Consider the following 25886-nt stretch of genomic DNA (forward strand, 5'->3'; position numbering starts at 1 on the left):
TGTTTGGGTATGGTAACAAGAATAACAGGTTTGGCTTCAGGTATGGATGTTGATGAAATCGTCAGCAATTTAATGAAAACGGAGCGTGTACCGCTAGATAAACTGACACAAAAAAAGCAGCTTCTTGAATGGCAGCGTGACAGCTATCGGGAAGTCAATACAAAAATAAGTGAATTACAAAATTATATTTCGAAAAATACGTTAACCTATCCAAGTGTATATAATAGTAAAACAGTTACAAGTTCAAATGAAGCAGTTGTGACAGCTACTGCGGCCGGCAGCGCTCAAAATACATCAACATCAGTTGAAGTAGCTAAACTTGCGACTTCTTCCACATATAAATCTTCCAATTATACAAGCTACACGGCTGGTGATTACAGTTTATCATTTAATGTCACCGCGCCAGGTGAAACTGAGGCAAAAACTGTAGATATCAGCATCAGCAGTACAGACACAATTGATAAGGTGATTGCTAAGATTAACAAATCAAATTTAGGGGTATCTGCTTTTAAAGACAAGATTTATAACGGTTCTGAATATGTTGAAACGATTGCTTTCTCATCAAAAGCGACTGGAGCAGGGGGCAGTATTCAGGCAGCAGATGATACGACTGCGGGCTTTATGTCCAATCAGCTCGGATTTACACTTGATGCTGAAAATAAACTTACTGCTGATCAAAAAGGGCAAAATGCAGAAGTGAAAATCAACGGTTTTACAATGGAAAAAACCTCTAATACTTTTGCTGTAAACGGTGTAACTTACACACTAAAGGGCACAACGGAAAAAACCGGTCCCATTACAACTTCCGTTTCTACTGATGTAGACGGTATTTATAATAAAATTAAGGATTTCGTTACTAAATATAATGAATTAATTGACGGCATCAATGAAAAGCTGCAACAAACAAAATACAGAGATTATACTCCTTTAACATCTGAGCAAAAAGAGGCGATGTCAGATAAAGAAGTTGAGCTGTGGGAAGAAAAAGCAAAAAGCGGCCTTTTAAGAAATGATAGTATTTTAAGCGGCGGAACAAACCAAATGAGGACTGACTTCTATTCAAACGTCACTGTAGATGGAAAATCCTATCAATTAACCGAATTCGGCATTACTACCTCAAGTACTTATTTAAAAAGAGGACACTTAGAGATAAATGAAGAAAAGCTGAAAGCAAAAATAGAAGAAGATCCTCAAAGTGTGGTTAATTTGTTTGCGGGCGGTTCGAGCAGCAGCAGTTATGGTGAAAAAGGCATTATTAACCGTTTAAATGACTCATTAAAAAATACAGTCAAAAGCATAGAAAACAAAGCCGGAAATTCAACGATGACTAACAATAATTTCTCAATCGGCAAAAGTCTTAATACGGTCAGTACCGATATCACAAGTTTGAAGGACCGTCTCGCAAATATCGAAAACCGCTATTATACAAAATTCACTGCAATGGAGACGGCGATTCAAAAAATGAATGAGCAATCAACCTATTTAACGCAATTTCTTTCACAATCTATGTAATTCGGAGGGTAAAAAATGGCAATCCAAAATCCTTATACAGCTTATCAGCAAAATTCTATTAATACCGCAACTCCAGGTGAATTGACGCTTATGTTGTATAACGGCTGTTTGAAATTTATAAAACTTGCAAATCAAGCTATTCATTTGGGTGATATGGAAAGTAAAAATGTAAATCTCATCAAAGCACAAAACATTATTCAGGAATTAAATATTACTCTTAACCGTGACATTGAGCTTTCCGGTTCAATGGGAGCGATGTATGAATATATTCACCGTAAATTGGTAGAAGCGAATATACAAAGTGATAAGGATATTTTGGCTGAAATTGAGGGTTACATTACTGATTTTCGTGATGCGTGGAAACAGGCGATTCAAATCGAGCGCAAAGACCGGCACGGATCAGGCGGAATTGTATGAGGAAAACGGAGCTGTTATACAGTGAAACGAAGAACATGCTGACACATATACAAGGGACGTCTGAAAGTGACGAACTCGTTAAAGAAATCGAAGATTTTCTTTCGAAACGAGAAGGTTTAATCAATCAGATATCGCTTCCTCTTTCAGATGAAGAAAAAAATCAGATCAAACTTGTATTAACGTGGGATCAGCAGATTGTTCAGGAAATGCAAAGAATTAAGCTGTCTTTAAAAAGTGAGCTGCATAAGCTGAAAAAAAAGCGTGCCGTACATACAACGTATTTAAATCCGTATAACAACATCACGGTTGACGGGCGTTATTATGACAAGCGTAAATAGGTGAGTGCCTTGAACAGAATTGAAGATTATACGCTTTTATCAGCCTATTACCATCTTCTTTTTACAATCGATGAGGGACTTTGTTATTTGATTGAGGCAGACCAAAATTTGGCGAAAACAGAAGGGGATCGGATTTATCATGATCTGATCCAAGCTTTTTTCTATTTGGACTCAACGCATTCTCTTCTTCTCCGCATATTGAAGACGAAGTGCGCCGAAATATGCATTCGAGCTTTTGACGAGGTTTTCGCTGATTTTGATCACTTGGTTTCTTTCACCTTCCCATCTCGGGAATTTTGTGCTTATTTAAAAGAACATTTTCTTATACATTATAGAAAATGGATGCTTACCATCCATCAATGCATGGAACCCTTTATTATGAATTAGATGATATAAGGACAGTTCTTTTTCTCTTTTAAACCGCATATACATATACCTCAGATTAGCTGCTATTCGGGAAAATCGCCCTTAATTCGACAAAGTTCACTGAATCTTCACACAAGGTTTACGTTTCAGCAGGAATTGTAAAGGGTAAAAGAGAAATAGATACATATCCTTATATAAAAGGGAGGCGTTCTTTGATGAACTATAACATCAGAGGAGAAAATATTGAGGTTACACCCGCGTTAAAGGATCATGTTGAGAAGAAGATCGGCAAGCTGGAGCGTTATTTTGAACACAGCGTGAATGCCGATGTAAACGTCAACTTGAAGTTCTATAATGATAAAGAATCTAAGGTTGAGGTTACCATTCCAATGACTGATCTGGCGCTTCGGTCTGAGGTGCATAACGAGGATATGTACAATGCAATTGATCTCGCAACGAACAAGCTGGAACGTCAAATAAGAAAGCATAAAACAAAGGTGAATCGCAAATTCCGCGAGCAGGAATCACCGAAACATTTATTCACGAACGGCAGCGCGTCTGAAACAGACGTTGCGGTTCAGGATGAAATAGACGAGGACAGCCCGGAAATTGTCCGTCAAAAACGGTTCAATTTAAAACCGATGGACAGTGAGGAAGCCATTTTACAAATGAACATGCTCGGCCATAGTTTCTTTGTTTTCACGAATGCAGAAACAAATCTGACAAACGTAGTATACCGGAGAAATGATGGGAAATATGGCTTGATTGAACCAAACGAATAATAAGCAGCCCAGCCTTCCGTGATTTTCGCGGAGGGTTTTTTTCTTCATTATTAATTGCAAATTCTTTGGAAATAACAGAAGGTATGATATGATAATGAGAGGTATACATGGACCAGTAAATCATTTAAAACATGCACTGAAAAAGACATGTGAAGATAGAGGAGCGTTATAGATGCTTGGAATTTTAAATAAAGTGTTTGATCCGACAAAACGTACGCTGAATAGATACGAAAAAAAAGCGAATGAAATTGATGCGATCAGAGGAGATTATGAAAATCTTTCTGATGATGCATTGAAACATAAAACCATTGAATTTAAGGAGCGCCTTGAAAAAGGAGAGACGCCGGACGATCTTCTGGTTGAAGCGTTCGCGGTCGTACGGGAAGCTTCCCGCCGCGTAACCGGTATGTTCCCGTTTAAGGTTCAGCTTATGGGGGGCGTCGCTCTTCATGACGGGAATATTGCGGAGATGAAAACAGGGGAAGGGAAAACGTTAACTTCCACGCTGCCTGTTTATTTAAACGCGTTATCCGGAAAAGGCGTACACATCGTGACGGTCAACGAATACTTGGCAAGCCGTGACGCTGAGCAGATGGGAAAAATTTATGAATTTCTCGGTTTGTCCGTCGGCTTGAATTTAAATTCCATGACGAAAGAAGAAAAACGTGAAGCGTATGCGGCTGACATCACGTACTCTACAAATAATGAACTCGGTTTCGATTATTTAAGAGATAACATGGTGCTTTACAAAGAACAGATGGTGCAGCGGCCGCTTCACTTTGCCGTAATTGACGAGGTCGATTCCATTCTTGTCGATGAAGCCAGAACACCGCTTATTATTTCCGGACAAGCTGCAAAATCAACCAAGCTGTATGTGCAGGCTAATGCCTTTGTCCGTACGTTGAAGGCTGAGAAGGATTTCACCTATGATGTGAAAACAAAAGGCGTACAGCTGACGGAAGAAGGAATGACCAAAGCCGAGAAAGCATTTGGCATTGACAACTTGTTTGATGTCAAAAACGTCGCGCTTAACCATCATATCAACCAAGCCTTAAAAGCGCATGCCGCCATGCAGAAGGACGTTGACTATGTGGTAGAGGACGGACAGGTTGTGATCGTCGATTCCTTTACGGGCCGTCTCATGAAAGGCCGCCGTTACAGTGAAGGTCTTCACCAGGCCATCGAAGCGAAGGAAGGGCTTGAGATCCAAAATGAAAGCATGACCTTAGCTACGATCACATTCCAAAATTACTTCCGGATGTATGCAAAGCTTGCCGGTATGACCGGTACTGCAAAAACAGAGGAAGAGGAATTCCGCAACATATACAATATGCAGGTTGTGACGATTCCGACAAACCAGCCGGTTGTTCGTGATGACCGTCCTGATTTAATTTACCGTTCAATGGAAGGAAAGTTTAAGGCCGTTGCAGAAGATGTTGCCCAGCGTTATATGACAGGACAGCCCGTTCTGGTCGGAACTGTTGCTGTTGAAACATCTGAATTAATTTCGAAGCTTTTGAAAAACAAAGGCATTCCGCATCAAGTCTTAAATGCGAAAAACCATGAACGGGAAGCCCAAATTATTGAAGAAGCCGGACAAAAAGGCGCTGTCACTATTGCCACTAATATGGCGGGGCGCGGTACGGATATTAAACTTGGCGAAGGTGTGAAGGAACTTGGCGGACTTGCTGTCGTCGGTACGGAACGCCATGAATCGCGCCGGATTGATAACCAGCTGCGAGGACGTTCAGGCCGTCAGGGAGATCCTGGTATTACACAATTTTATCTTTCTATGGAAGATGAATTAATGCGCAGGTTCGGTGCCGAACGCACGATGGCGATGCTTGACCGATTTGGAATGGACGATTCCACTCCGATTCAGAGCAAAATGGTTTCACGCGCAGTGGAATCATCACAAAAACGTGTCGAAGGAAATAACTTTGATTCACGTAAACAGCTCCTGCAATACGATGATGTTCTTCGCCAGCAGCGTGAAGTTATTTATAAGCAGCGCTTCGAAGTGATTGACTCAGAAAACTTGCGCGATATCGTCGAGAATATGATTAAATCGTCTCTTGAACGGGCTATCGCCGCTTACACGCCAAAAGAAGAGCTTCCGGAGGAATGGAAGCTGGACGGGCTTGTTGAACTGGTGAACACCACTTATCTTGATGAGGGCGTGCTTGAGAAGAGCGACATTTTCGGAAAAGAGCCAGATGAGATGCATGAGCTGATTATGGATCGGATTCTGACAAAATATAATGAAAAAGAAGAGAATTTCGGCGCTGAGCAAATGCGTGAATTTGAAAAAGTAATCGTGCTTCGCGCGGTTGATTCAAAATGGATGGATCATATTGACGCTATGGATCAGCTTCGTCAAGGTATTCATTTGCGGGCATACGCGCAGACTAACCCGCTTCGTGAGTATCAAATGGAAGGCTTTACGATGTTTGAGCATATGATCGCGTCTATCGAAGATGAAGTTGCGAAGTTTGTGATGAAAGCTGAAATTGAAAGCAACCTTGAACGTGAAGAGGTTGTACAAGGCCAAACAACGGCTCACCAGCCGCAAGACGGCGACGAATCCAAACAGGCAAAAAAAGCGCCTGTTCGTAAAGTAGTGGATATCGGCCGGAATGCGCCATGCCATTGCGGAAGCGGAAAAAAATATAAAAATTGCTGCGGCCGGACTGAATAGGTTCGCGCGTGAGCGTAATGACCGGGGCGCGCCGGAGGCACATCCGGCGCCCTCGGATCTTTTAATGAGGTGAATGAAATGGAATTATCTGAAATCAGGGCAGAACTTGAAAATATGGCTTCTCGTTTAGCTGACTTTAGGGGGTCTCTTTGACCTCGAAACAAAGGAAACTCGAATCGCTGAGCTAGATGAGCAAATGGCTGATCCGGAATTTTGGAACGACCAGCAAAAAGCTCAGACGGTTATTAATGAAGCAAATGGATTGAAGGATTATGTCAATTCTTATAAAAAATTGAGTGAATCGCATGAAGAGCTTCAAATGACTCACGATCTTCTGAAGGAAGAGCCAGATGAAGAACTTCAGCTTGAGCTGGTGAAGGAATTAAAGACTTTGACGAAGGAATTCAATGAGTTTGAACTTCAGCTTCTTCTCAGCGAACCGTACGACAAAAATAACGCCATCTTGGAACTTCATCCGGGTGCCGGCGGTACAGAGTCCCAGGATTGGGGTTCTATGCTTCTGCGAATGTACACAAGATGGGCTGAGCGAAGAGGTTTTAAAGTTGAAACGCTTGATTATCTCCCGGGTGATGAAGCCGGAATTAAGTCAGTCACGCTGCTGATTAAAGGGCACAATGCTTATGGATATATAAAAGCGGAAAAAGGCGTGCACCGTCTTGTGCGTATTTCTCCGTTTGATTCATCCGGCCGCCGCCACACATCCTTTGTTTCGTGTGACGTGATGCCGGAATTCAACGAAGAAATTGATATTGATATCCGCACGGAAGATATTAAAGTCGATACGTATCGTGCAAGCGGAGCTGGCGGCCAGCACGTCAATACGACGGATTCCGCCGTTCGGATTACTCACTTGCCGACGAATGTGGTTGTCACATGTCAAACTGAGCGCTCACAAATTAAAAACCGTGACAGAGCAATGAAAATGCTAAAGTCTAAGCTGTATCAGCGAAGAATTGAAGAACAGCAGGCGGAACTTGACGAAATTCGCGGAGAACAAAAAGAAATCGGCTGGGGAAGCCAAATCCGCTCTTACGTCTTCCATCCGTATTCGCTTGTAAAAGACCATCGTACGAATACAGAGATGGGTAACGTTCAAGCGGTCATGGACGGAGACATTGACGTATTTATAGATGCGTATCTACGCTCCAAGCTTTCTTAGGAAAAAACACACCTGTTAGTCGGGTGTGTTTTTTTGATGAATAAATAGACCAGCCTGCTGCACCGAAAATGAAAAAGGAAAATCTAACCAATTGCAAAATTAACCGGAGGCTTTTTGATTGTGGGACGACAGCATTTAGAAGAGTCCCGCTTCTTTTCATTTGATCCGCTGCTGCTTTAGCATATTAATACGGTATTTGGGTGTTATTTACTTCTTTCACGGGAAGGATTAAAATGCTATCGAAGCAATTGAAAGAACGGAGGATTTATATGAATGGAATGCCAAACAAGGGATTACAGATTTTTCGGGATTATATCTATATTCTTATAGGGGCAGCTATTACGGGTGTGTGTTTTAACGTATTCTTGCTTCCGAACCGGATTGCGGCAGGCGGAGTAAGCGGGATCAGTACGATTTTACAGCCATTTGGTTTTGAGGCTGCCTATGTGCAGTGGATTTTTAACATTCCTTTATTTATCGCTGGTGTAGTGATCCTTGGAGGAAAGTTTGGTCTGAAGACTTTGGCGGGTTCTATCTTTTTGCCGTTTGTGGTGTTTTTAACAAGGGATCTGCAGCCTGCCACCAATAATGAATTGTTGGCGGCTATTTTTGGAGGCGTCGGAATCGGGACGGGAATCGGCATTGTTTATCGTGGAAAAGGCTCAACAGGAGGCACGGCTCTTGCCGCACAAATCATCCATAAGTATACAGGTTTGTCTTTGGGCACATGCCTCGCGACGATTGACGGTTTAATCGTTGTTGCCGCTATGCTTGTGTTTAACATCGAACAGGGTCTATTTGCGATGCTTGGCGTGTATGTATCAAGTAAAACGATTGATGTGGTGCAGGTGGGCTTCAACCGTTCGAAAATGGCGCTGATCATTACGAAGGATGAGGAAGCTGTCAGAGAAGCGGTTTTTAAGAAAATTGACAGAGGGGTCACCAAGATTTCTGCGGTCGGCGGTTATACAGATGATGAACGGCCGATTTTAATGTGTGTAGCCGGCCAAACCGAATTCACAAAACTGAAACAAGTCGTCAAACAAATTGATGAGTCTGCTTTCGTGATTGTTACAGATGCAAGCGAGGTGCTTGGAGAGGGTTTCAAACGCGCGTGAACGGGGTTATAATATGGTTGAGTTCGTAAAGGAGTTGCTTTTCACAAATGAAATCAAAACTAGCGATACTAATGATTGTGTTTGCCATGTCAGTTCTATTGGCGGCCTGCGGATCTAATGATTCAAAGGAAGAGAAGTCAGATACCGGCAGCAGCACGGAAGCCTCTGCCTCTGAAGGAGAAGAGCTTTATCAGCAAAGCTGCATAGGATGCCACGGCAAGGATTTAGAAGGCGTTTCAGGACCTAATCTCCAAGAGGTCGGCGGAAAATACGATGAAGAAAAAATTCAAAGCATTATTGAAAAAGGAAGAGGCAATATGCCGGGCGGACTAGTTGATGATGCCGAAGCCGCTTCCATCGCCAAATGGCTGTCAGAGAAAAAGTAGTGGCTAAAAATCTTTGCCGAATCTTGAGGCAAAGATTTTTTATTTAACAGATGAAAAGAAACTGTAATAGTATTATGTCTAAATTTGACGTATAATGAAGTGTGTTGAAAAAGGAAACTTTCAGATTTTTCATCTTTTTACATATGAACGGGTCATAAAGCTGTCAAAGAATCCGAAGTGTATGACATAAAAAGACATAAAAGATTAGGTGATTACATGATAGAAATGAAAGAGGTATATAAGGCGTATCGTAACGGCGTAAAAGCGATCAACGGGATAACAATCGCCATTCACCCCGGTGAATTTGTTTATGTAGTAGGGCCGAGCGGAGCAGGCAAATCTACTTTTATCAAAATGATATACAGAGAAGAAAAGCCGACAAAGGGCCAAATATTAATTAACAATAAAGATCTCGCCTCTGTAAAGGAAAAAGAGATTCCTTTCGTGCGGCGAAAAATAGGCGTAGTCTTTCAGGACTTTAAGCTTTTGCCGAAGCTGACGGTATTTGAGAACGTTGCGTTTGCTTTGGAAGTCATCGGCGAACAGCCGTCTGTGATCAAAAAGCGGGTGCTTGAGGTGCTTGATCTTGTGCAGCTGAAACATAAAGCGAGACAATTTCCGGATCAGCTCTCAGGCGGGGAGCAGCAGCGTGTTTCCATCGCAAGGTCTATCGTCAACAATCCTGACGTTGTCATTGCCGATGAACCAACGGGGAACTTGGACCCTGATACGTCTTGGGAAGTCATGAAGACGCTGGAAGAGGTCAATAACCGCGGAACAACTGTCGTAATGGCGACACATAATAAAGAAATCGTGAACACCATGAAGAAACGGGTCATTGCAATCGAAGACGGTGTCATTGTGCGTGATGAGTCAAGAGGGGAGTATGGTTCTTATGATTAAAATTCTCGGGCGGCATTTGCGTGAGAGTTTTAAATCTCTCGGCAGAAACACGTGGATGACATTTGCGTCTATCAGTGCGGTAACCGTAACGCTGATTTTAGTCGGCGTGTTTTTAGTGATTATGCTTAATCTGAACAATATGGCGTCTAACGCCGAAAAAGAAGTGGAAATCAAAGTGTTGATAGATTTGACAGCAGATAAGAAAGCGCAAGGCACGCTGGAGGATCAAATCAACGATATTTCAGGTATTCAAAGCGTCAGTTTTTCTTCTAAGGAAAAAGAACTTGATAGCTTGGTCGACAGTTTTGGAGACAGCGGACAGTCCTTAACGATGCAGGACCAGGAAAACCCGCTGAATGACGCATTTGTCGTGAAAACTTCAGATCCGCATGATACACCTAACGTGGCAAAGAAAATAGAAAAACTGGACCACGTGTACAAGGTGACGTACGGAAAAGAAGAAGTCAGCCGTTTGTTTAAAGTGGTCGGCGTCTCACGAAACATCGGGATCGCTCTTATTATCGGTCTGCTGTTTACGGCTATGTTCTTAATTTCCAATACGATTAAGATTACGATTTTCGCCAGAAGAAAAGAAATTGAAATCATGAAGCTTGTAGGCGCCACGAACTGGTTTATCCGCTGGCCGTTTTTCCTTGAAGGACTGCTGCTCGGCGTATTCGGCTCGGTAATTCCGATCGCCCTTGTGTTAAGTACGTATCAATCCTTAATCAGCTGGGTAGCTCCGAAGGTTCAAGGTTCGTTTGTTTCCCTTCTGCCGTATAATCCGTTTGTGTTTCAAGTGTCGATTGTGCTGATCTTGATTGGCGCAGTCATTGGAGTATGGGGAAGTTTGACCTCTATCCGCAAATTCTTGCGAGTATAAATATAGTAAAGTCAGTCCAATGCGGACTGGCTTTTTTGTTTTTCTCTGATTTACATGAAATGTCCATCCTTTACATATACTATCTCTAGGTTTTCATAAAGACAGTCTGGCACAACAGGAGGAGGTAAAGGATGAATCAAAAAATAATCGCTTTTATAGCAGCGGGGAGTCTGCTGTTTGGCGGAGCCGGCGTTGTCGCAGGAATGAACATGCCTCACGCAGAAAAGCCTCAAGCACAAGCGGTAACAGCGGCAGCACAGTCAGACCGCTCCGATTCTGATAGAACCGAGGCAATGGATAAAATTGAAAAGGCGTATGATTTAATTTCGAATGAATACGTAGAGAAGGTTGATAGGCAAAAATTACTGGAAGGTGCCATACAAGGCATGCTGTCTACGTTAAATGACCCTTATTCCGTTTATATGGACAAGCAGACTGCTAAGCAGTTTTCCGATTCGCTTGATTCCTCATTTGAAGGAATCGGCGCAGAAGTAGGGATGGACGAAAACAAAATCATTATCGTTTCTCCATTTAAACAATCACCGGCTGAAAAGGCGGGGCTGAAACCGAATGATGAAATTATCAGCATTGACGGGGAAGCGATGTCGGGCAAGGATTTAAATGACGCAGTGCTGAAAATAAGAGGCAAGAAAGGTTCCAGCGTCTCTATCAAGATTCAGCGCCCGGGAACGAAGAAGCAATTGTCTTTCAACATTAAGAGAGAAGAGATTCCGCTTGAAACGGTTTTTTCTTCCGTCAAAAAAACGCAGGGCCATTCGGTTGGATATATCGCGATTTCTACATTTTCTGAGCATACAGCCGAGGACTTTTCAGAGGCGCTAAAGAAGCTGGAGAAAAAAGGAATCGAAGGGCTTGTCCTCGATGTCCGCGGTAATCCGGGCGGATACTTACAGAGCGTTGAAGAGATTCTCAAACAATTTGTAACTAAAGATCAGCCCTACATCCAAATTGCGGAACGGAACGGCGATAAGAAACGTTACTTCTCAACTTTAAAGCAAACAAAACCATATCCCGTGAATGTGATTACTGATAAAGGGAGTGCTTCCGCTTCTGAAATCTTGGCCGGCGCGTTAAAAGAAGCAGCGCATTATGATGTAGTCGGTGATACGTCATTTGGGAAAGGAACCGTTCAGCAGGCAGTACCGATGGGGGATGGCAGCAATATTAAGCTGACGCTTTATAAATGGCTGACACCTAACGGAAACTGGATTCATAAAAAGGGAATCAAGCCGACCATCGCTATCAAACAGCCTGATTACTTCGAGGCAGGCCCGCTGCAGTTAAAGCAGCCGCTCAAATTGGATATGAACAATGAAGACGTGAAGCATGCGCAAGTGCTGTTAAAAGGCCTCAGCTTTGATCCGGGCAGGGACGATGGTTATTTCAGTGAAGGAATGAAAAAGGCTGTTCTTGCTTTTCAAGATCAAAACAAGCTGAATAAATCCGGAGTGATTGATCAGAGAACGGCGGAGAAAATGAACCAGCTGATCGACGTGAAAAAAACTGATGAAAAAAATGATTTACAGCTGCAAACTGCGCTAAAATCATTATTTGTAAAATAGAGGGAGACGGCAGATGCCGTCTCCTATTCCTATGGACTTAAAAGAAAATGATTAAAAAGTCACATATTTTTTGTGTTTTTGACAGGATATTTAAAAATTTTTCACATATAAACATTTATAAAGGACAACAAATGCCCGATATCAATATATGAGAGAGACTTTCTAACGAGAAAATATGTATTTAAAATGAAACTTTTGCAAGTTGTCTATTAATGGTTTAATTCCTACAATAGAAGAAGGTTCTAAAAAGAACAGTTATTTCATGTTTTGGACAGCTGCACTAATCGTATTGAAAAGAATAACGTTAGCGAGAATGCTTGTAGCACCGCCAGTGCCGCTGTTTGTGCTGGTCCGTGCTTAACTGTATGAAGAAAATGGGGGTTCACAATTGAAGAGGGCAAGTATTGTGCGTGAAAAAAAATACTATGAATTAGTGGAACAATTAAAAGACCGAACACAAGACGTAACATTTTCAGCTACAAAAGCACTAAGTCTTCTAATGCTCTTTAGCAGATATTTAGTCAATTACACAAATGTAGAATCAGTGAACGATATTAATGAGGAATGCGCCGAGCATTATTTTAATTATTTAATGAAAAATCATAAACGGTTGGGAATCAATCTGACAGACATAAAACGATCAATGCTCCTCATCGGCGGTGTGTTGGACGTCGAGGTAAACCATTATTTAAAGGATTTCTCTCTGTCTAATGTGACGCTCTGGATGAATCAGGAGAGATAAACCTTTTAAGATATCCAAGCCATTTATAATTTGGTAGAATAATATTAAAATGCTTGGCTTGAGGCGGTGAACGAAAGTGTCTGTTGAATGGGCAATTGAACTGTTAAAAAGCGCGGGGCTGTTTTTTTTACACCCGCTTTTCTGGTTTTTCATGATCATAAGCCTTGCTTGCGGATATGCAAGGATTAAACGGGAGCGAAAAACATTTCATACGAGAATTGCCGATATTTACGATGAGCTGAAATTTACATATACAAAAGGGCTCATCCCCGGCATTATTCTTTCAGTGATCATGTTTGGGCTCGGGATATCGGTTCCGCTCGGCATGCTCGGGATCATTGCCGTTGTAACGGCTGCCGCAGCGCTGGTCTTACGCGCAAACTGGCTGTCTGCTGCTTATATTGTCGGTGTGAGTATGATCATTGGCTTTGGCCTCAGCCTTTTTCAGGCAGAGCCTTTTTTGAATCGGTTTCCGCAAGGCTTCGAAATCAATTGGCCGGCTATAGCCGTTTTGCTGGGTCTATTGGTCATTACGGAAGGTGCGGCTGCTTATCGTTCGGCACATGTGAAGACATCGCCGGCTCTGGTTGTAAGCAGCCGGGGCCTGCCGATCGGACAGCAGATATCTAATCGTGCTTGGCTGCTGCCGCTGTTTATCCTGGTGCCGGGTAACGGATTAGAATCAAATTTGTCCTGGTGGCCTGTGTTTTCAGTTCCTGGAGGATCTTTCCACCTTATCTGGATTCCTTATATCATAGGATTTGGACAAAGGGTACAGGGATCGCTTCCGGCAATCAGCATTAAGACTACTGCGAAACGGATCGCGATACTGGGTCTGGTGATTACGGCTTTTGGCGCGGCAAGTATCTGGTGGACGCCATTTGCGGGAGCGGCCGTATTGACGGCGGTGTTCGGCCGGATATTCCTGTCGCTGAAGCAGCGGTTGAACGACAATGCGGCCCCTTTTTATTTTTCCAAACGGGATCAGGGCTTAATGGTGCTCGGAATTATCCCGAATACGCCTGCGGAGGATCTGGAGCTGAAAATCGGCGAGATTATTACGAAGGTGAATGGTACATCCGTCAAGCACGTGTCTGATTTTTATGAAGCCCTCCAAAATAACAGGGCGTTCGTAAAGCTGGAAGTCATCGGGTTAAATGGGGAGATTCGTTTCGATCAGCGTGCGACTTATGAAGGAGAGCACCACGAATTGGGAATTCTTTTCGTAAAGGATAACCATGAAGAAGAAGAAAATATAACCGCTTTGCAAGGATAAAACAGTCCGGTGTTACGTGAAAAACGTTGACACCGGACTGTTTTTTTAGATCCGCAAGGCAATGCCTCCGGGATAAATTTCTGATGTGATGGTATTCACCACTGTATCAGAGGCGGTATCAATCACGGAAATGAGGTTGCTCAGCAGGTTTGTTACGTAGATTCTTGAGCCGTCGGGCGTACATGCGGCGCTGTATGGGTATAAACCCACCTGTATGGACGCCGTGATTGTGTTTGTTGCTGTATTTAAAACAGACACATCACTGCCGCTTGAATTCAAGATATAAACCTTCTCACCGTCCGGAGTAACTGTCAGCCCAATGGGATTTTGGCCCGTGCCGACATTCTGCAAAATGGTTTTTGTGCTTGTATCTATGATAGAAATATTGTTGCTGTTCAAATTTGTTACATAGGCAGTTGTTCCGTCAGGAGAAAAAGCGACATCCGCCGGGGAGCTGCTTGTTATTAAAATCGTTGCTGTTACTGTATTTGTCGCCGTATCGATCACAGAGATATTGTTGCAGTTCGTGTTGACGACATAAACGGACTGTCCGTCGGGTGATACGTCAAGGCTTGATGGCAAAAGCCCAACGGGAATGATCTTAATGACGGCGTTAGTCTGAGTGTTGATCACATATACATTGCTGCTTTGCTGGTTTGCCACATAGGCAAAGTTTCCGTTAGGGGTAATCACAATGCTATACGGTACAGCACCCACTTGTATTTTTGTCAGTTCGCTATTGTTTTCCGTTCTGATCACGGAAACGCTGTTTTCTCCCGAGTTGCAAATATAAATGAGGTTTCCGTTGGGGGTAAGGGCAATGCCAAGCGGAGCCGCGCCGGCCGGAATATATTCTGAAACTGTATTAGAGGTTCGGTTTATAGCGGAGATATTATTGCTTAAAAAGTTAGTCACGTATGCGAAGGTTGCCGGTTCAATATATAATTCAGTCATTGCCGGAAGCAATGAGCCGATGATTAAAACCGTATTTTCTGCTGAAAAGGAATAGATCCCTTCAGCCGGCAGGGTTTTATTTTTAAGTGTCAGCGTAAACTGCGCAATTCCGAGAATATCTAGGGTGAGAGGCAGTGTGACTTTTCTGCCGCCTTCAGAAATTTGCGAAGCTGATAGAGCGGAATTGTTGATTGTATCATTTGTTGTCGCAGTAAAACCTTCAGGCAGTTTGAATACGACACCGCCTAAAGACAGCACTGAATTAGGCGAATACGTGACGATAAGATCGGTAGTTGTCCCTTCCGCATCATTTTGGACGGCAGTAATTGTTAAAGAAGGCGCGAGCGGCCGAAATTGGTCTTGAGGCTGAACCATATCAATTCCCCTTTTCTCTTTGCGTATTTGAAAGCTTGGGAATAGAGTCTGGCAGAATGAGAGTCAGATACAGTACCTTATGCAGACGAAAATCGAAAAGCAACTCTGATAGAAAAGATTAAGCAGAAAAACTATACAACGAAAATAAAAAAGGTTCTGAGATGATCTCAGAACCCGAACGATTACGCTGAATTTTTTTGAACGCTGGCTGTTTCAGCAGGCTTAATTCCGAGAGAAACAAAAATACCGATGACTGAAACGCCGATTAAGATGATAAATAGGATATGAAATCCGGAAATCAGACCGATAAGAGCGGAAGAAGTAATGCTTCCGAAATATCGAAAGGTTGAAAAGATACCCGAGGCTGTTCCGGACATGCCGGCATCTACTGTTGATAGAGAAGAAACCTGCATGCTTGTTAAACCGACGCCTGAAGCGAGTCCTCCTAAAATAAGTGAAACCATTAAAAATACAATGGAATGGGACTGACTCAGCAATAAGAATAAAATATTGGCTCCCGCCATCATGGCAAAGGAGAGAAAGATGACCTTTCGAGCGCCCCATTTATTATGCAGCTGAGCGCCGACCCAGTTGCTTGCCGACATGAAAATAGAAAATACGGACAGCGCCATACCGCTTTTGGAAGTTTCAAGCCCAAACTGGCTCGTCATAAATAAAGGCATGATCAGCAATACGGCATACATCATCAGATTACTTAACATAACTGATAGATTCGCATTGGTGAAAGTTGAGTTTTTAAATAAGGATAAATCAATGACCGGGTGCTTCGTTCGGAGCTCCCGTCTGAAAAAAAGCGGGACGAACAAGAGAATCAGCAGACCGTAAATCAGATATCCCCAAGATTCAGCGTTCTTTGTGAGTAGAATAATAGAGATAATGCTTACGGCAAGCAAGGCAGAGCCAATAATGTCCAGCGGCGCATCTGATTTTTTTTCTTTGTATTTTGGAAACATGGTCATTGCCGTAAATAATGCAATGGCCAGAAACGGGATATTAACCCAAAAGATTGAATGCCAGCTAAAGCTGTCGATCAAGATCGAACCGATAAACGGGCCGAGAGCAGCACCGAGTCCCGCGCCGAGCCCGAAAAATCCAAATACTTTCGGCAGACGCTTTTCCGAGACCACGTGCCGGATAATCGCAATGCTGTTCGGCGTCAGAAGCGCGCCGCCGACAGCCTGTAATGCGCGAAATACATTTAATAATAACAGGCTTGGTGAGAGGGCGCATCCCAAGGAAGCGATGAGAAAAAGGCCGACTCCCCATAAATACATCGTTTTGTTTCCGTACATATCGCCGAGCTTCCCTGCAATCGGCTGGGTAACTGCCATGACAATCAGATAGACAGTCACCACCCACGTGATGCTGGCGAGTGATTCATCATACGTATTTGATATAGATGAAAGCGCAACTGCAATCATCGTTGAGTTAATGGGAACGAGTATGGCTCCCAGCAAAAGAGAAACGATCAGCGCCCATTCTTTCCTTGAACCCATTGGTATCCTCCTTACTTTGTCTGCCAGAGGTTTAACGGGCTAAAATTCCTTCGATAAAAATATTGGTGCTATGTTTAATCATTTTATCCTGAGGCAGTGTAATCACTCTTTGCCCTAACTGGAGACGGTGTATAAAATAGCCGAAAATGATAGACATAAAAACATCTGCATTCGCCTCTTCATTTCCTTTGTGAATGATTCCTTTTTCCCCTAATTCCTTAAAGTAGTCCATAAGCAGATGTTTCATGGCTTGGGGATATTGTGTTACATGGTTGATGACTTCTTCAAACATGGCCGGTTCCCTAAAGCTGATATGAAAAATATCCTTTTTTCGTTCAAGCTCTGCCAGCAAACAAGTTCCGATATGAAGCAAATCATTATGCGGGTCACCTGTCGTTTTTCCAATAATGCTGCTCATGCTTTGAGAATGCTGGGAAATGAGTGCTTTCATTAATCCTTGCTTGTTTTTGAAATTGCGGAAGATCGTGGCTTCACTCACATTTGCCTTCTCTGCAATTTCTTTTGTTGTGGTTGCGCGATAGCCATTTTTGACAATCAGCTGCATCGCGGCATCAAGGATTCTGCGGTTTGTCGGTCTCAATACGTTTCACCTCACGAATATACTGGCAGGACAAGTATACACCTGTCCTGCCGGTATAATAAAGAGGCAGCCGGCATTTAAGCGCGGCTGACGATGGTGATCTTGCCGCTGGTGCCGTCCACTGTGACAACATCTCCGTCCCGCAGCCTGTCAGTTGCTGCACGCGTGCCGAGAACAGCAGGTAATCCGTACTCTCTCGCAATAATCGCCGCATGGGACAAAATTCCGCCTGTGTCCGTTATGACGGCTTTGGCATCTTGAAACAGACTGGTCCATAGCGGAGTAGTCATTTTGCAAACAAGCACATCTCCCGGTGAGAAGCGGGAAAACTCATTGGCATCCCGGATCACTTTGACCGGACCGCTTACAATGCCGCTTGAAGCAGCAACGCCGTAAATATGATCCTCTGTATTCTTTTCATCTTCGGTAACCGAGCCGACGATGTCTTCTGCAGCCTTCAGCTGTTCCGCCGTCGGTGATCCGAGATAAGAAGGGGCGTGAACCAATTCATACTCTTTAAATACCTCTCTCCGTTTTGCTGCTTTAGCCTGGAGCGGAACAGGGTGTAAAAGGGCGTTTTCGATTTCGTCATCGTATAAATACCACAGGTCCTCTTTGTCATCAATAACACCGCTGTCTGTAAGCATTTCGCCGATTCTCAGCAGAAAGATTCTTGCCTTTGCATCAAGCATCGCATCAATATAAAAATGATGGTCGTCACGGATGACAGATGAATTCAGCATCCATTGATAATAACGGTCATATTCCTTTCGGAAGGCTTCATCTTCTATCTGCTGCAAAAATTCATTGTACAGCTGCTTTCTTTTTTCAATTGTTTTGTTAAACTCATTGTCAAAGTGATAGCCATTGCGAACATAATTTTGGATGTGGGACAGGGCGTAATAAGGGTTTTCAGCCCAGATCTGTTCAATAAGATCATGGCTTTTCACTGATCTCCAGCCATACTCCCGCAAAAATTCATTTACCTTATCCAAGAAAAGCTTTCCGTCACTTGTTTGCGACAGCGTCTCTTGCAGCTCTTCCGCTTGATGAGTTTCAAATACTTTTTTCAGAGCTGTGTTCTTTTTGACTTCAATAGAAAGCAGCCACAGATGCCGGTCTGTTTCCAAGGATTTGTTCATTTTTCCTGTCAGCATCTCATGAAAATGGGAATTCTCCGTGTCTCCCTGAACTTGCTGATACATGGTTTCCAGCTTCGTATTCAGGAGTAATTGCGGGAAGACGATATTGAAGTGTTCATCATAGGCTTCCATATAAAATGCCTTTAGTTTCTTAAAGGCGTTCAGCGCGCTTTCCGGTGTGTGTGAGGCTGCTGACTGTTCATCTAATGTTTCATAAAAAGGCAGAAAGGTTTTGTTGAGAATGTCGTACATCCGCTCAGCCAAATGAGGAAACAGTTCTTCAGCCGCTTCGGCAGCCTTTGCAGCTTCGGTCGGGTTTCCGCCTTTTTGTTTCGAATAAATATGGCCCCGGTACTGTTTCACTTCTTCAATCGTTACACCGATCGGAAATTGCTCGGAACGTTTTTTCAGCCCGTGCTCCATTGCAGGAATAATAAGAGAAGAGAATAACGGGCTGATCGGTCCTTCAATGTTTGACTCCATGTTCAGCCAGAAATCGTTCATATCCTCCTTGGTGATCATGAAATCACGTTCTTCCTCAGCAGCTTCTTTATCTTGGTCAATGGTTGTAATCGGGCGGGCTTGAAGAAGATATAGTGTGTTTTCGGCGATTCCAAATTCCAGATCAACCGGAAACCCATACAATGCCTCGGTCTTTTTCGTTAAGGCAGCAAGTTCCCGTATGTGCTCGTCATTAAGGCAATAGCGATTCCGCATTTCTTCGTTTGTTTCTCTTTCAGCAATGCCTTCAGATTGAGAAACCATATACAATTCCTTTAAGCCCATCTCTTTTTGAATGGCGAATGAATCTTTACTCACGATGAATGTGTCGGGTGTCACGCTGCCGGAAACAATCGCTTCACCAAGACCGTAGCTTGCGCTGATTAATAATTCTCCGTCATCGTGTGTGACCGGATTGCGGCTGAAAATGACACCTGATACTTCAGATTCGATCAGCCCTTGAACCACGACGCCCATTAACGGCTTACCATGATTATTTTTCATTTTTTCTTTATAGCGGCCGACTCTGGCAGAGAAAAAAGAAGCCCAGCATTCCTTTACTTTTCCGAGAAATTCATCTTCTGTTTTAACATTTAAGTATGTTTCATACTGGCCTGCGAAAGAAGCGCCTTCTAAATCCTCTGAAGCGGAAGAGGACCGGACGGCAACAGACGCGTAGGATTCCCTGAGTTCATAAAAGGAAGCCGTAAGCTCATTCTTCAGTTCATCTGAGAATATGCCGTTAATGATGTTGTTTTCAATGTCTTCTTTTGTTTCATGAAGCTGGTTATCCTCCATAAAACGCGCCAAGGCATTGGTTTGAATGATGAAACCGTCTGGAACGGGAAGACCGTTTTTGGTCATCTTAATCAGGTTCATGCCCTTTGCGCCAGCCAATTGACTGGATTCTTCAGCTTTGTTAAACAGTACTGAATACATGTTTCATAACCCCCTCTTTCCGTCGATATACAGGATGTTTTTCTTTTTTTATATCCTGAAAAAGTAAAAGCACTCTGGAGCCTGTCTTCAAAAATGATAGTGAGCACTATCATCCAATTGTAGAGGGTAAGGAAAATGCTGTCAAATACAATAAGTCCTAAATAAAGTTAATAATTAAGTTGGTTAGAGTGATAATAGTTTCAGGAGAAGGTGGGCTATTTGGCTCACTTATGCTGATGTAGAGGTTTAGAAGAATCATTGCAAAAAGATGATTGAACCATGCTAAAAACGGGTATTGTGTATAAAGAGGGAACGATTGCATCATTGTCCGATTCTTCTTTTTTTACTATAATCAGATGAGATGAAGAATCGGAGGAGGGTTTTTGTGATAACAAAAGCCGTTTTTGCATTAGTTTTTCCTTTTATGCTTGTAGTCCTTTTTACGAGAGTCACATTTAATCATTATGTGGCAATTGCTCTTACAGCCGCACTGCTATTTGCCTCCTATTTAAAAGGCTATACGGAAACGTATCTGATCGTGGGGTTAGATGTGGTGTCACTTGTTGCCGGCGGGTTATACATGGCGAAAAAAGCCGCAGAAAAAAAGGAAGAATAACACGGCCATCATATATAAAGAGATGAATTCCTGCTTTTGCCTGAAGAAAGCAGGTTTTTTATACGGAAAATCAAAATGGAAATAAATAACCATCGAACTTTAGTTCGTATTTTTAGCGATTTTGCTCTTCATTGTGTTACTATATCAATAGGAAGATTTCGTAAAGAAACGGAGGCTTATTTGTGAAAGATCGCTTTGAGTTAGTCTCGAAATACCAGCCCCAGGGAGATCAGCCGAAAGCTATAGAAAAGCTTGTCAAAGGAATTCAAGAAGGAAAGAAACACCAGACTCTTCTGGGCGCGACGGGTACGGGTAAAACATTTACGGTGTCCAACCTGATTAAAGAAGTCAACAAACCGACACTTGTAATTGCCCATAACAAAACGCTTGCGGGCCAGCTTTACAGCGAGTTCAAGGAGTTTTTTCCTAACAACGCTGTCGAGTATTTTGTCAGCTACTATGATTACTATCAGCCGGAGGCATACGTTCCTCAAACGGATACATTTATAGAAAAAGACGCAAGCATTAATGATGAAATTGATAAGCTCAGACACTCCGCAACATCGTCTCTTTTTGAACGCAGAGACGTCATTATCATTGCGAGTGTTTCTTGTATATACGGTCTCGGTTCACCGGAAGAATACCGTGAAATGGTGCTTTCGCTCAGGACGGAAATGGAGATTGAACGCAACCAGCTGCTCAGAAAGCTTGTTGACATCCAATATGCCCGCAATGATATTGATTTCCAGCGGGGAACGTTCCGGGTGCGCGGAGATGTCGTGGAAATTTTCCCGGCGTCACGCGACGAGCATTGTATACGGGTCGAATTTTTCGGAGATGAGATTGAACGGATCAGAGAAGTGGATGCGCTGACCGGGGAGATCCTCGGCGACCGCGACCATGTCGCTATTTTCCCGGCTTCCCACTTCGTCACACGAGCCGAAAAAATGGAAAAAGCCATTCTTAATATTGAGAAAGAGCTTGAGGAGCAGCTGAAAGTCATGCATGAGAACGGCAAGCTCCTTGAAGCGCAGCGATTGGAGCAGCGGACAAGGTACGATCTTGAAATGATGCGGGAAATGGGATTCTGCTCCGGCATCGAGAACTATTCAAGGCACTTGACGCTTCGTCCGGCAGGTTCCACGCCATATACGCTTCTCGACTACTTCCCCGATGATTTTATGATCGTTGTCGATGAGTCGCATGTGGCAATTCCCCAGGTCCGCGGAATGTTTAACGGAGACCAAGCGAGAAAGCAAGTGCTGGTGGATCACGGATTCCGTCTGCCTTCAGCGCTTGACAACCGTCCGCTCCGTTTCGAAGAATTTGAAAAGCATATGCACAATATTGTTTATGTATCAGCAACGCCAGGCCCTTATGAAATAGAGCATACACCGGAAATGATCGAGCAGATTATCCGGCCGACCGGGCTTCTTGATCCGATTATTGAGGTGCGTCCGATTGAAGGACAGATTGATGATTTGATCGGTGAAATTCAAGCCAGAACCGAACGGAATGAAAGAGTGCTTATCACCACGCTGACGAAGAAAATGTCTGAGGATCTGACAGATTATCTGAAAGAGATCGGCATTAAGGTCAATTATCTTCATTCCGAGATTAAGACGCTGGAACGGATTGAAATCATCCGGGATCTCCGGCTCGGCAAGCATGATGTTCTTATCGGAATCAACCTGCTGAGAGAAGGGCTTGATATTCCTGAAGTATCCCTTGTCGCTATTTTGGATGCGGATAAGGAAGGTTTCCTCCGGTCAGAACGCTCTTTGATCCAGACCATTGGGCGGGCGGCAAGAAACGCGGAAGGCCGCGTCATCATGTATGCCGATAAAATGACAAAATCAATGGAAATTGCTATAAACGAAACGAAACGCCGCCGTGAGCAGCAGGAGCATTTTAATGAGGAGCACGGCATTACGCCGCAAACGATTAATAAAGAAATACGCGACGTCATCCGCGCGACAGTAGCTGCTGAAGATAAAGAAGAATATAAAACAAAAGCAGCGCCGAAACTGGCGAAAATGACGAAAAAAGAACGCCAGAAAGTCGTTGAACAAATGGAACTGGAAATGAAGGAAGCAGCCAAGGCGCTTGACTTTGAAAGAGCCGCGGAGCTTCGCGATTTACTTTTAGAGCTAAAAGCGGAAGGATGATGAAAGAATGGCTATGGATCGGATAGAGGTGAAGGGAGCAAGGGCGCATAACCTGAAAAACATAGATGTGACCATTCCGAGAGACCAGCTCGTAGTGGTGACTGGACTGTCGGGTTCCGGTAAATCCTCCCTTGCTTTTGACACCATATATGCAGAGGGGCAGCGGCGCTATGTGGAGTCGCTTTCTGCCTATGCCCGCCAATTTTTAGGCCAGATGGATAAGCCGGATGTCGACGCGATTGAGGGTTTATCCCCGGCTATCAGCATTGATCAAAAAACCACGAGCCGCAACCCGAGATCAACTGTCGGGACGGTGACAGAAATTTATGATTATCTGCGCCTGCTGTACGCAAGGGTGGGAAAACCGCACTGCCCAGAGCATGGAATTGAAATTACATCACAGACGATTGAGCAGATGGTCGACCGGATTTTGGAGTATCCGGAGCGGACGAAGCTTCAGGTGCTTGCGCCGATTGTGTCCGGCAGAAAAGGCGCCCATGTAAAAGTGCTTGAGCAAATTCGAAAACAAGGGTATGTCAGAGTTCGGATTGACGGCGAAATGGCCGAGCTTTCTGAAGAGATAGAGCTTGAAAAAAATAAAAAGCACTCCATTGAAGTTGTCATTGACCGGATTGTAGTGAAAGAAGGCGTCGCGCCGCGGCTGTCAGATTCATTAGAGACAGCGCTACGTTTAGGCGAAGGCCGTGTCATGATTGACGTAATGGGCCAGGAAGAGCTGATGTTCAGCGAGCACCACGCCTGCCCGCATTGCGGTTTTTCAATCGGCGAGCTTGAGCCGCGCTTGTTTTCGTTTAACAGTCCGTTTGGCGCTTGCCCTACTTGTGACGGGCTGGGAATGAAGCTTGAGGTCGATTCGGACCTTGTCATTCCGAATAAAGACCTGTCATTGAAGGAAAATGCGATCGCGCCATGGACGCCGATCAGCTCACAATATTATCCTCAGCTGCTTCAGGCGGTATGCAGCCACTACGGGATTGATATGGAAGTGCCGGTGAAGGAATTGCCCGATCACCTGCTGGATAAAGTGTTGTACGGAAGCGGCAATGAACAGATTTATTTCAAATACGAAAATGACTTTGGCCAGGTTCGTGAAAATTATATTGAATTTGAAGGTGTATTGCGCAATATTAAGCGGCGTTATAAAGAGACGAGCTCAGACTACATCCGCGAACAGATGGAGCAATACATGTCACAAAAACCTTGCCCGACGTGCAAAGGCTATCGTTTAAAGAAAGAAGCGCTTGCCGTTTTAGTAGACGGCCGGCATATCGGAAAGATTACAGAGCTGTCTATAGCAGACGCGCTGCAATTTTTCAATGGTCTTAGCCTTTCGGAAAAAGATATGCAGATTGCGGACTTGATTTTGCGTGAAATCATCGAACGGCTCAGTTTTCTTGATAAAGTCGGACTGGATTATCTCACGCTGAGCCGTGCTGCGGGAACGCTGTCCGGAGGAGAAGCCCAGCGAATCAGGCTCGCGACGCAAATTGGCTCGCGTTTGTCGGGAGTGCTTTATATTTTGGACGAGCCGTCAATCGGCCTTCATCAGCGAGATAATGACCGATTGATCAGCGCGCTGAAAAATATGAGAGATCTCGGAAACACGCTGATTGTCGTTGAGCACGATGAGGATACGATGATGGCTGCCGATTATTTGATTGATATCGGCCCCGGCGCCGGCGTTCATGGCGGGCAAGTGATTTCGGCAGGCACGCCGAAAGAGGTTATGGCTGATAAAGACTCATTAACCGGGAGTTATTTATCGGGGGAGAAATTTATCCCGCTGCCGCCTGAAAGAAGAAAACCGGACGGCCGCTTCATTGAAATTAAAGGCGCATCGGAAAACAACCTGAAAAAAGCGAATGCGAAATTCCCGCTTGGAACATTCACAGCGGTTACGGGGGTTTCCGGTTCAGGAAAAAGTACACTCGTAAATGAAATTCTGCACAAGGCTTTGGCGCAAAAGCTTCATAAAGCGAAAGCGAAGCCGGGAAGCCATAAAGAAATAAAGGGATTAGACCATCTTGATAAGGTCATTGATATTGACCAGGCGCCGATTGGGCGGACACCGAGATCAAACCCGGCAACATACACCGGTGTGTTTGACGATATCCGCGACGTGTTTGCGCAGACGAATGAAGCGAAAGTCCGCGGCTATAAAAAAGGGCGTTTCAGTTTTAATGTAAAAGGCGGACGCTGTGAAGCCTGCCGCGGCGACGGAATTATTAAGATTGAGATGCATTTCCTTCCGGATGTGTATGTCCCATGCGAGGTATGCCATGGAAAACGCTACAATCGGGAAACCCTTGAGGTCACCTACAAAGGGAAAAGCATTTCCGATGTGCTGGATATGACAGTTGAATATGCTCTTTCTTTCTTTGAAAATATCCCGAAAATCAAACGTAAGCTTCAGACACTTTTCGATGTGGGACTGGGTTATATTACACTCGGCCAGCCCGCGACTACCTTATCCGGCGGAGAAGCGCAGCGTGTGAAGCTGGCATCTGAGCTGCACAAGAGATCAACCGGCCGCACGCTGTACATTTTAGATGAGCCGACAACAGGTCTGCATGTCGATGATATCGCACGGCTTTTGATTGTGCTTCAGCGTCTCGTGGATAACGGGGATACGGTACTCGTGATCGAGCATAACCTTGATATTATTAAAACGGCTGATTACATTGTGGATCTCGGTCCGGAAGGCGGAGCAGGGGGCGGAACGATCGTAGCCTCGGGAACGCCCGAAGATGTAATGGAAGTAAAAGAATCGTATACCGGCCATTATTTGAAACCAGTTGTGGAGCGTGACAGAAAACGGATGAAGGCGCTCATTAAAGCAAAAGAAACCGTTACACCTTAACCCTCTTT

At 44.0% G+C, this 25886-nt stretch carries 21 protein-coding genes; 17 read left to right on the forward strand and 4 right to left on the reverse strand.

Annotated features, from left to right (window positions below; translation table 11 throughout):
• Positions 1 to 9 precede the first annotated feature (9 nt).
• From GXP75_RS08315 to minJ, 14 genes are all read left to right on the forward strand, one after another.
• Positions 10 to 1512: a flagellar hook-associated protein 2 gene (locus GXP75_RS08315; protein WP_214916335.1), complete on the forward strand. Its 1503-nt coding sequence runs from the start codon at positions 10 to 12 to the stop codon at positions 1510 to 1512.
• Positions 1513 to 1527: 15 nt separating this feature from the next.
• On the forward strand, positions 1528 to 1929 hold the full coding sequence (gene fliS, locus GXP75_RS08320; protein WP_003326733.1) for a flagellar export chaperone FliS: 402 nt from the start codon (positions 1528 to 1530) through the stop codon (positions 1927 to 1929).
• Positions 1926 to 2267, forward strand: a complete 342-nt coding sequence (fliT, locus tag GXP75_RS08325) for a flagellar protein FliT (RefSeq protein ID WP_063638067.1) — start codon at positions 1926 to 1928, stop codon at positions 2265 to 2267. The genes fliS and fliT overlap by 4 nt, the downstream gene beginning before the upstream one ends.
• Before the next feature lie 9 nt (positions 2268 to 2276).
• Positions 2277 to 2654 (forward strand): DUF8042 domain-containing protein, encoded by a 378-nt coding sequence (locus GXP75_RS08330; RefSeq protein ID WP_010790069.1) that lies wholly within the window; start codon positions 2277 to 2279, stop codon positions 2652 to 2654.
• A gap of 194 nt (positions 2655 to 2848) precedes the next feature.
• Complete coding sequence (gene hpf / locus GXP75_RS08335; protein ID WP_242556568.1) at positions 2849 to 3415, forward strand: ribosome hibernation-promoting factor, HPF/YfiA family; 567 nt, start codon at positions 2849 to 2851, stop codon at positions 3413 to 3415.
• A gap of 172 nt (positions 3416 to 3587) precedes the next feature.
• Positions 3588 to 6113, forward strand: a complete 2526-nt coding sequence (secA, locus tag GXP75_RS08340; protein WP_242556569.1) for a preprotein translocase subunit SecA — start codon at positions 3588 to 3590, stop codon at positions 6111 to 6113.
• 78 nt (positions 6114 to 6191) lie between these two features.
• A protein-coding gene (gene prfB, locus GXP75_RS08345; RefSeq protein ID WP_100198804.1) for a peptide chain release factor 2 occupies positions 6192 to 7293 on the forward strand; the annotation gives its coding sequence in 2 pieces (ribosomal slippage) (positions 6192 to 6263 and positions 6265 to 7293; 1101 coding nt in all).
• Between the two features lie 269 nt (positions 7294 to 7562).
• Complete coding sequence (locus tag GXP75_RS08350) at positions 7563 to 8411, forward strand: YitT family protein (RefSeq protein ID WP_242556570.1); 849 nt, start codon at positions 7563 to 7565, stop codon at positions 8409 to 8411.
• A gap of 47 nt (positions 8412 to 8458) precedes the next feature.
• On the forward strand, positions 8459 to 8797 hold the full coding sequence (gene cccB, locus GXP75_RS08355) for a cytochrome c551 (protein WP_242556571.1): 339 nt from the start codon (positions 8459 to 8461) through the stop codon (positions 8795 to 8797).
• Between the two features lie 216 nt (positions 8798 to 9013).
• The gene (gene ftsE, locus GXP75_RS08360; RefSeq protein ID WP_003326742.1) at positions 9014 to 9700 is read left to right on the forward strand and encodes a cell division ATP-binding protein FtsE; all 687 of its coding nucleotides are present in this window, start codon (positions 9014 to 9016) and stop codon (positions 9698 to 9700) included.
• Positions 9693 to 10583: a permease-like cell division protein FtsX gene (ftsX, locus tag GXP75_RS08365; protein WP_003326743.1), complete on the forward strand. Its 891-nt coding sequence runs from the start codon at positions 9693 to 9695 to the stop codon at positions 10581 to 10583. Before ftsE ends, ftsX begins: the two co-directional genes overlap by 8 nt.
• A 131-nt stretch (positions 10584 to 10714) precedes the next feature.
• A complete protein-coding gene (gene ctpB / locus GXP75_RS08370) occupies positions 10715 to 12166 on the forward strand; it encodes a carboxy-terminal processing protease CtpB (RefSeq protein WP_214916346.1) in 1452 nt (483 codons plus the stop codon).
• Positions 12167 to 12554: 388 nt separating this feature from the next.
• Positions 12555 to 12908, forward strand: coding sequence for a swarming motility protein SwrAA (gene swrA, locus GXP75_RS08375; RefSeq protein WP_042870672.1), 354 nt, complete (start codon positions 12555 to 12557; stop codon positions 12906 to 12908).
• Between the two features lie 76 nt (positions 12909 to 12984).
• A complete protein-coding gene (gene minJ, locus GXP75_RS08380; protein WP_242556572.1) occupies positions 12985 to 14184 on the forward strand; it encodes a cell division topological determinant MinJ in 1200 nt (399 codons plus the stop codon).
• Positions 14185 to 14229: 45 nt separating this feature from the next.
• Here minJ and GXP75_RS08385 read toward each other — a convergent pair whose 3' ends face one another.
• From GXP75_RS08385 to GXP75_RS08400, 4 genes are all read right to left on the reverse strand, one after another.
• Positions 14230 to 15513 (reverse strand): BslA/BslB family hydrophobin, encoded by a 1284-nt coding sequence (locus GXP75_RS08385; protein ID WP_242556573.1) that lies wholly within the window; start codon positions 15511 to 15513, stop codon positions 14230 to 14232.
• Between the two features lie 182 nt (positions 15514 to 15695).
• Positions 15696 to 17030: an MFS transporter gene (locus tag GXP75_RS08390; RefSeq protein ID WP_150224528.1), complete on the reverse strand. Its 1335-nt coding sequence runs from the start codon at positions 17028 to 17030 to the stop codon at positions 15696 to 15698.
• 31 nt (positions 17031 to 17061) lie between these two features.
• The gene (locus tag GXP75_RS08395) at positions 17062 to 17631 is read right to left on the reverse strand and encodes a TetR/AcrR family transcriptional regulator (RefSeq protein WP_061570790.1); all 570 of its coding nucleotides are present in this window, start codon (positions 17629 to 17631) and stop codon (positions 17062 to 17064) included.
• A gap of 77 nt (positions 17632 to 17708) precedes the next feature.
• Positions 17709 to 20213: a PEP/pyruvate-binding domain-containing protein gene (locus GXP75_RS08400; protein WP_242556574.1), complete on the reverse strand. Its 2505-nt coding sequence runs from the start codon at positions 20211 to 20213 to the stop codon at positions 17709 to 17711.
• Positions 20214 to 20598: 385 nt separating this feature from the next.
• Here GXP75_RS08400 and GXP75_RS08405 point away from each other — a divergent pair, with 385 nt between their 5' ends.
• The 3 genes from GXP75_RS08405 to uvrA all read left to right on the forward strand — a co-directional run bounded on the left by GXP75_RS08405 (position 20599) and on the right by uvrA (position 25878).
• Positions 20599 to 20829 (forward strand): DUF2198 family protein, encoded by a 231-nt coding sequence (locus GXP75_RS08405; protein WP_003326754.1) that lies wholly within the window; start codon positions 20599 to 20601, stop codon positions 20827 to 20829.
• A gap of 182 nt (positions 20830 to 21011) precedes the next feature.
• Positions 21012 to 22997, forward strand: a complete 1986-nt coding sequence (gene uvrB, locus GXP75_RS08410; RefSeq protein ID WP_242556575.1) for an excinuclease ABC subunit UvrB — start codon at positions 21012 to 21014, stop codon at positions 22995 to 22997.
• A gap of 7 nt (positions 22998 to 23004) precedes the next feature.
• On the forward strand, positions 23005 to 25878 hold the full coding sequence (gene uvrA, locus GXP75_RS08415; protein ID WP_242556576.1) for an excinuclease ABC subunit UvrA: 2874 nt from the start codon (positions 23005 to 23007) through the stop codon (positions 25876 to 25878).
• The last annotated feature ends 8 nt before the right edge of the window (positions 25879 to 25886 follow it).

Source organism: Bacillus sp. HU-1818 (assembly GCF_022695965.1).
Lineage (GTDB): Bacteria > Bacillota > Bacilli > Bacillales > Bacillaceae > Bacillus > Bacillus atrophaeus.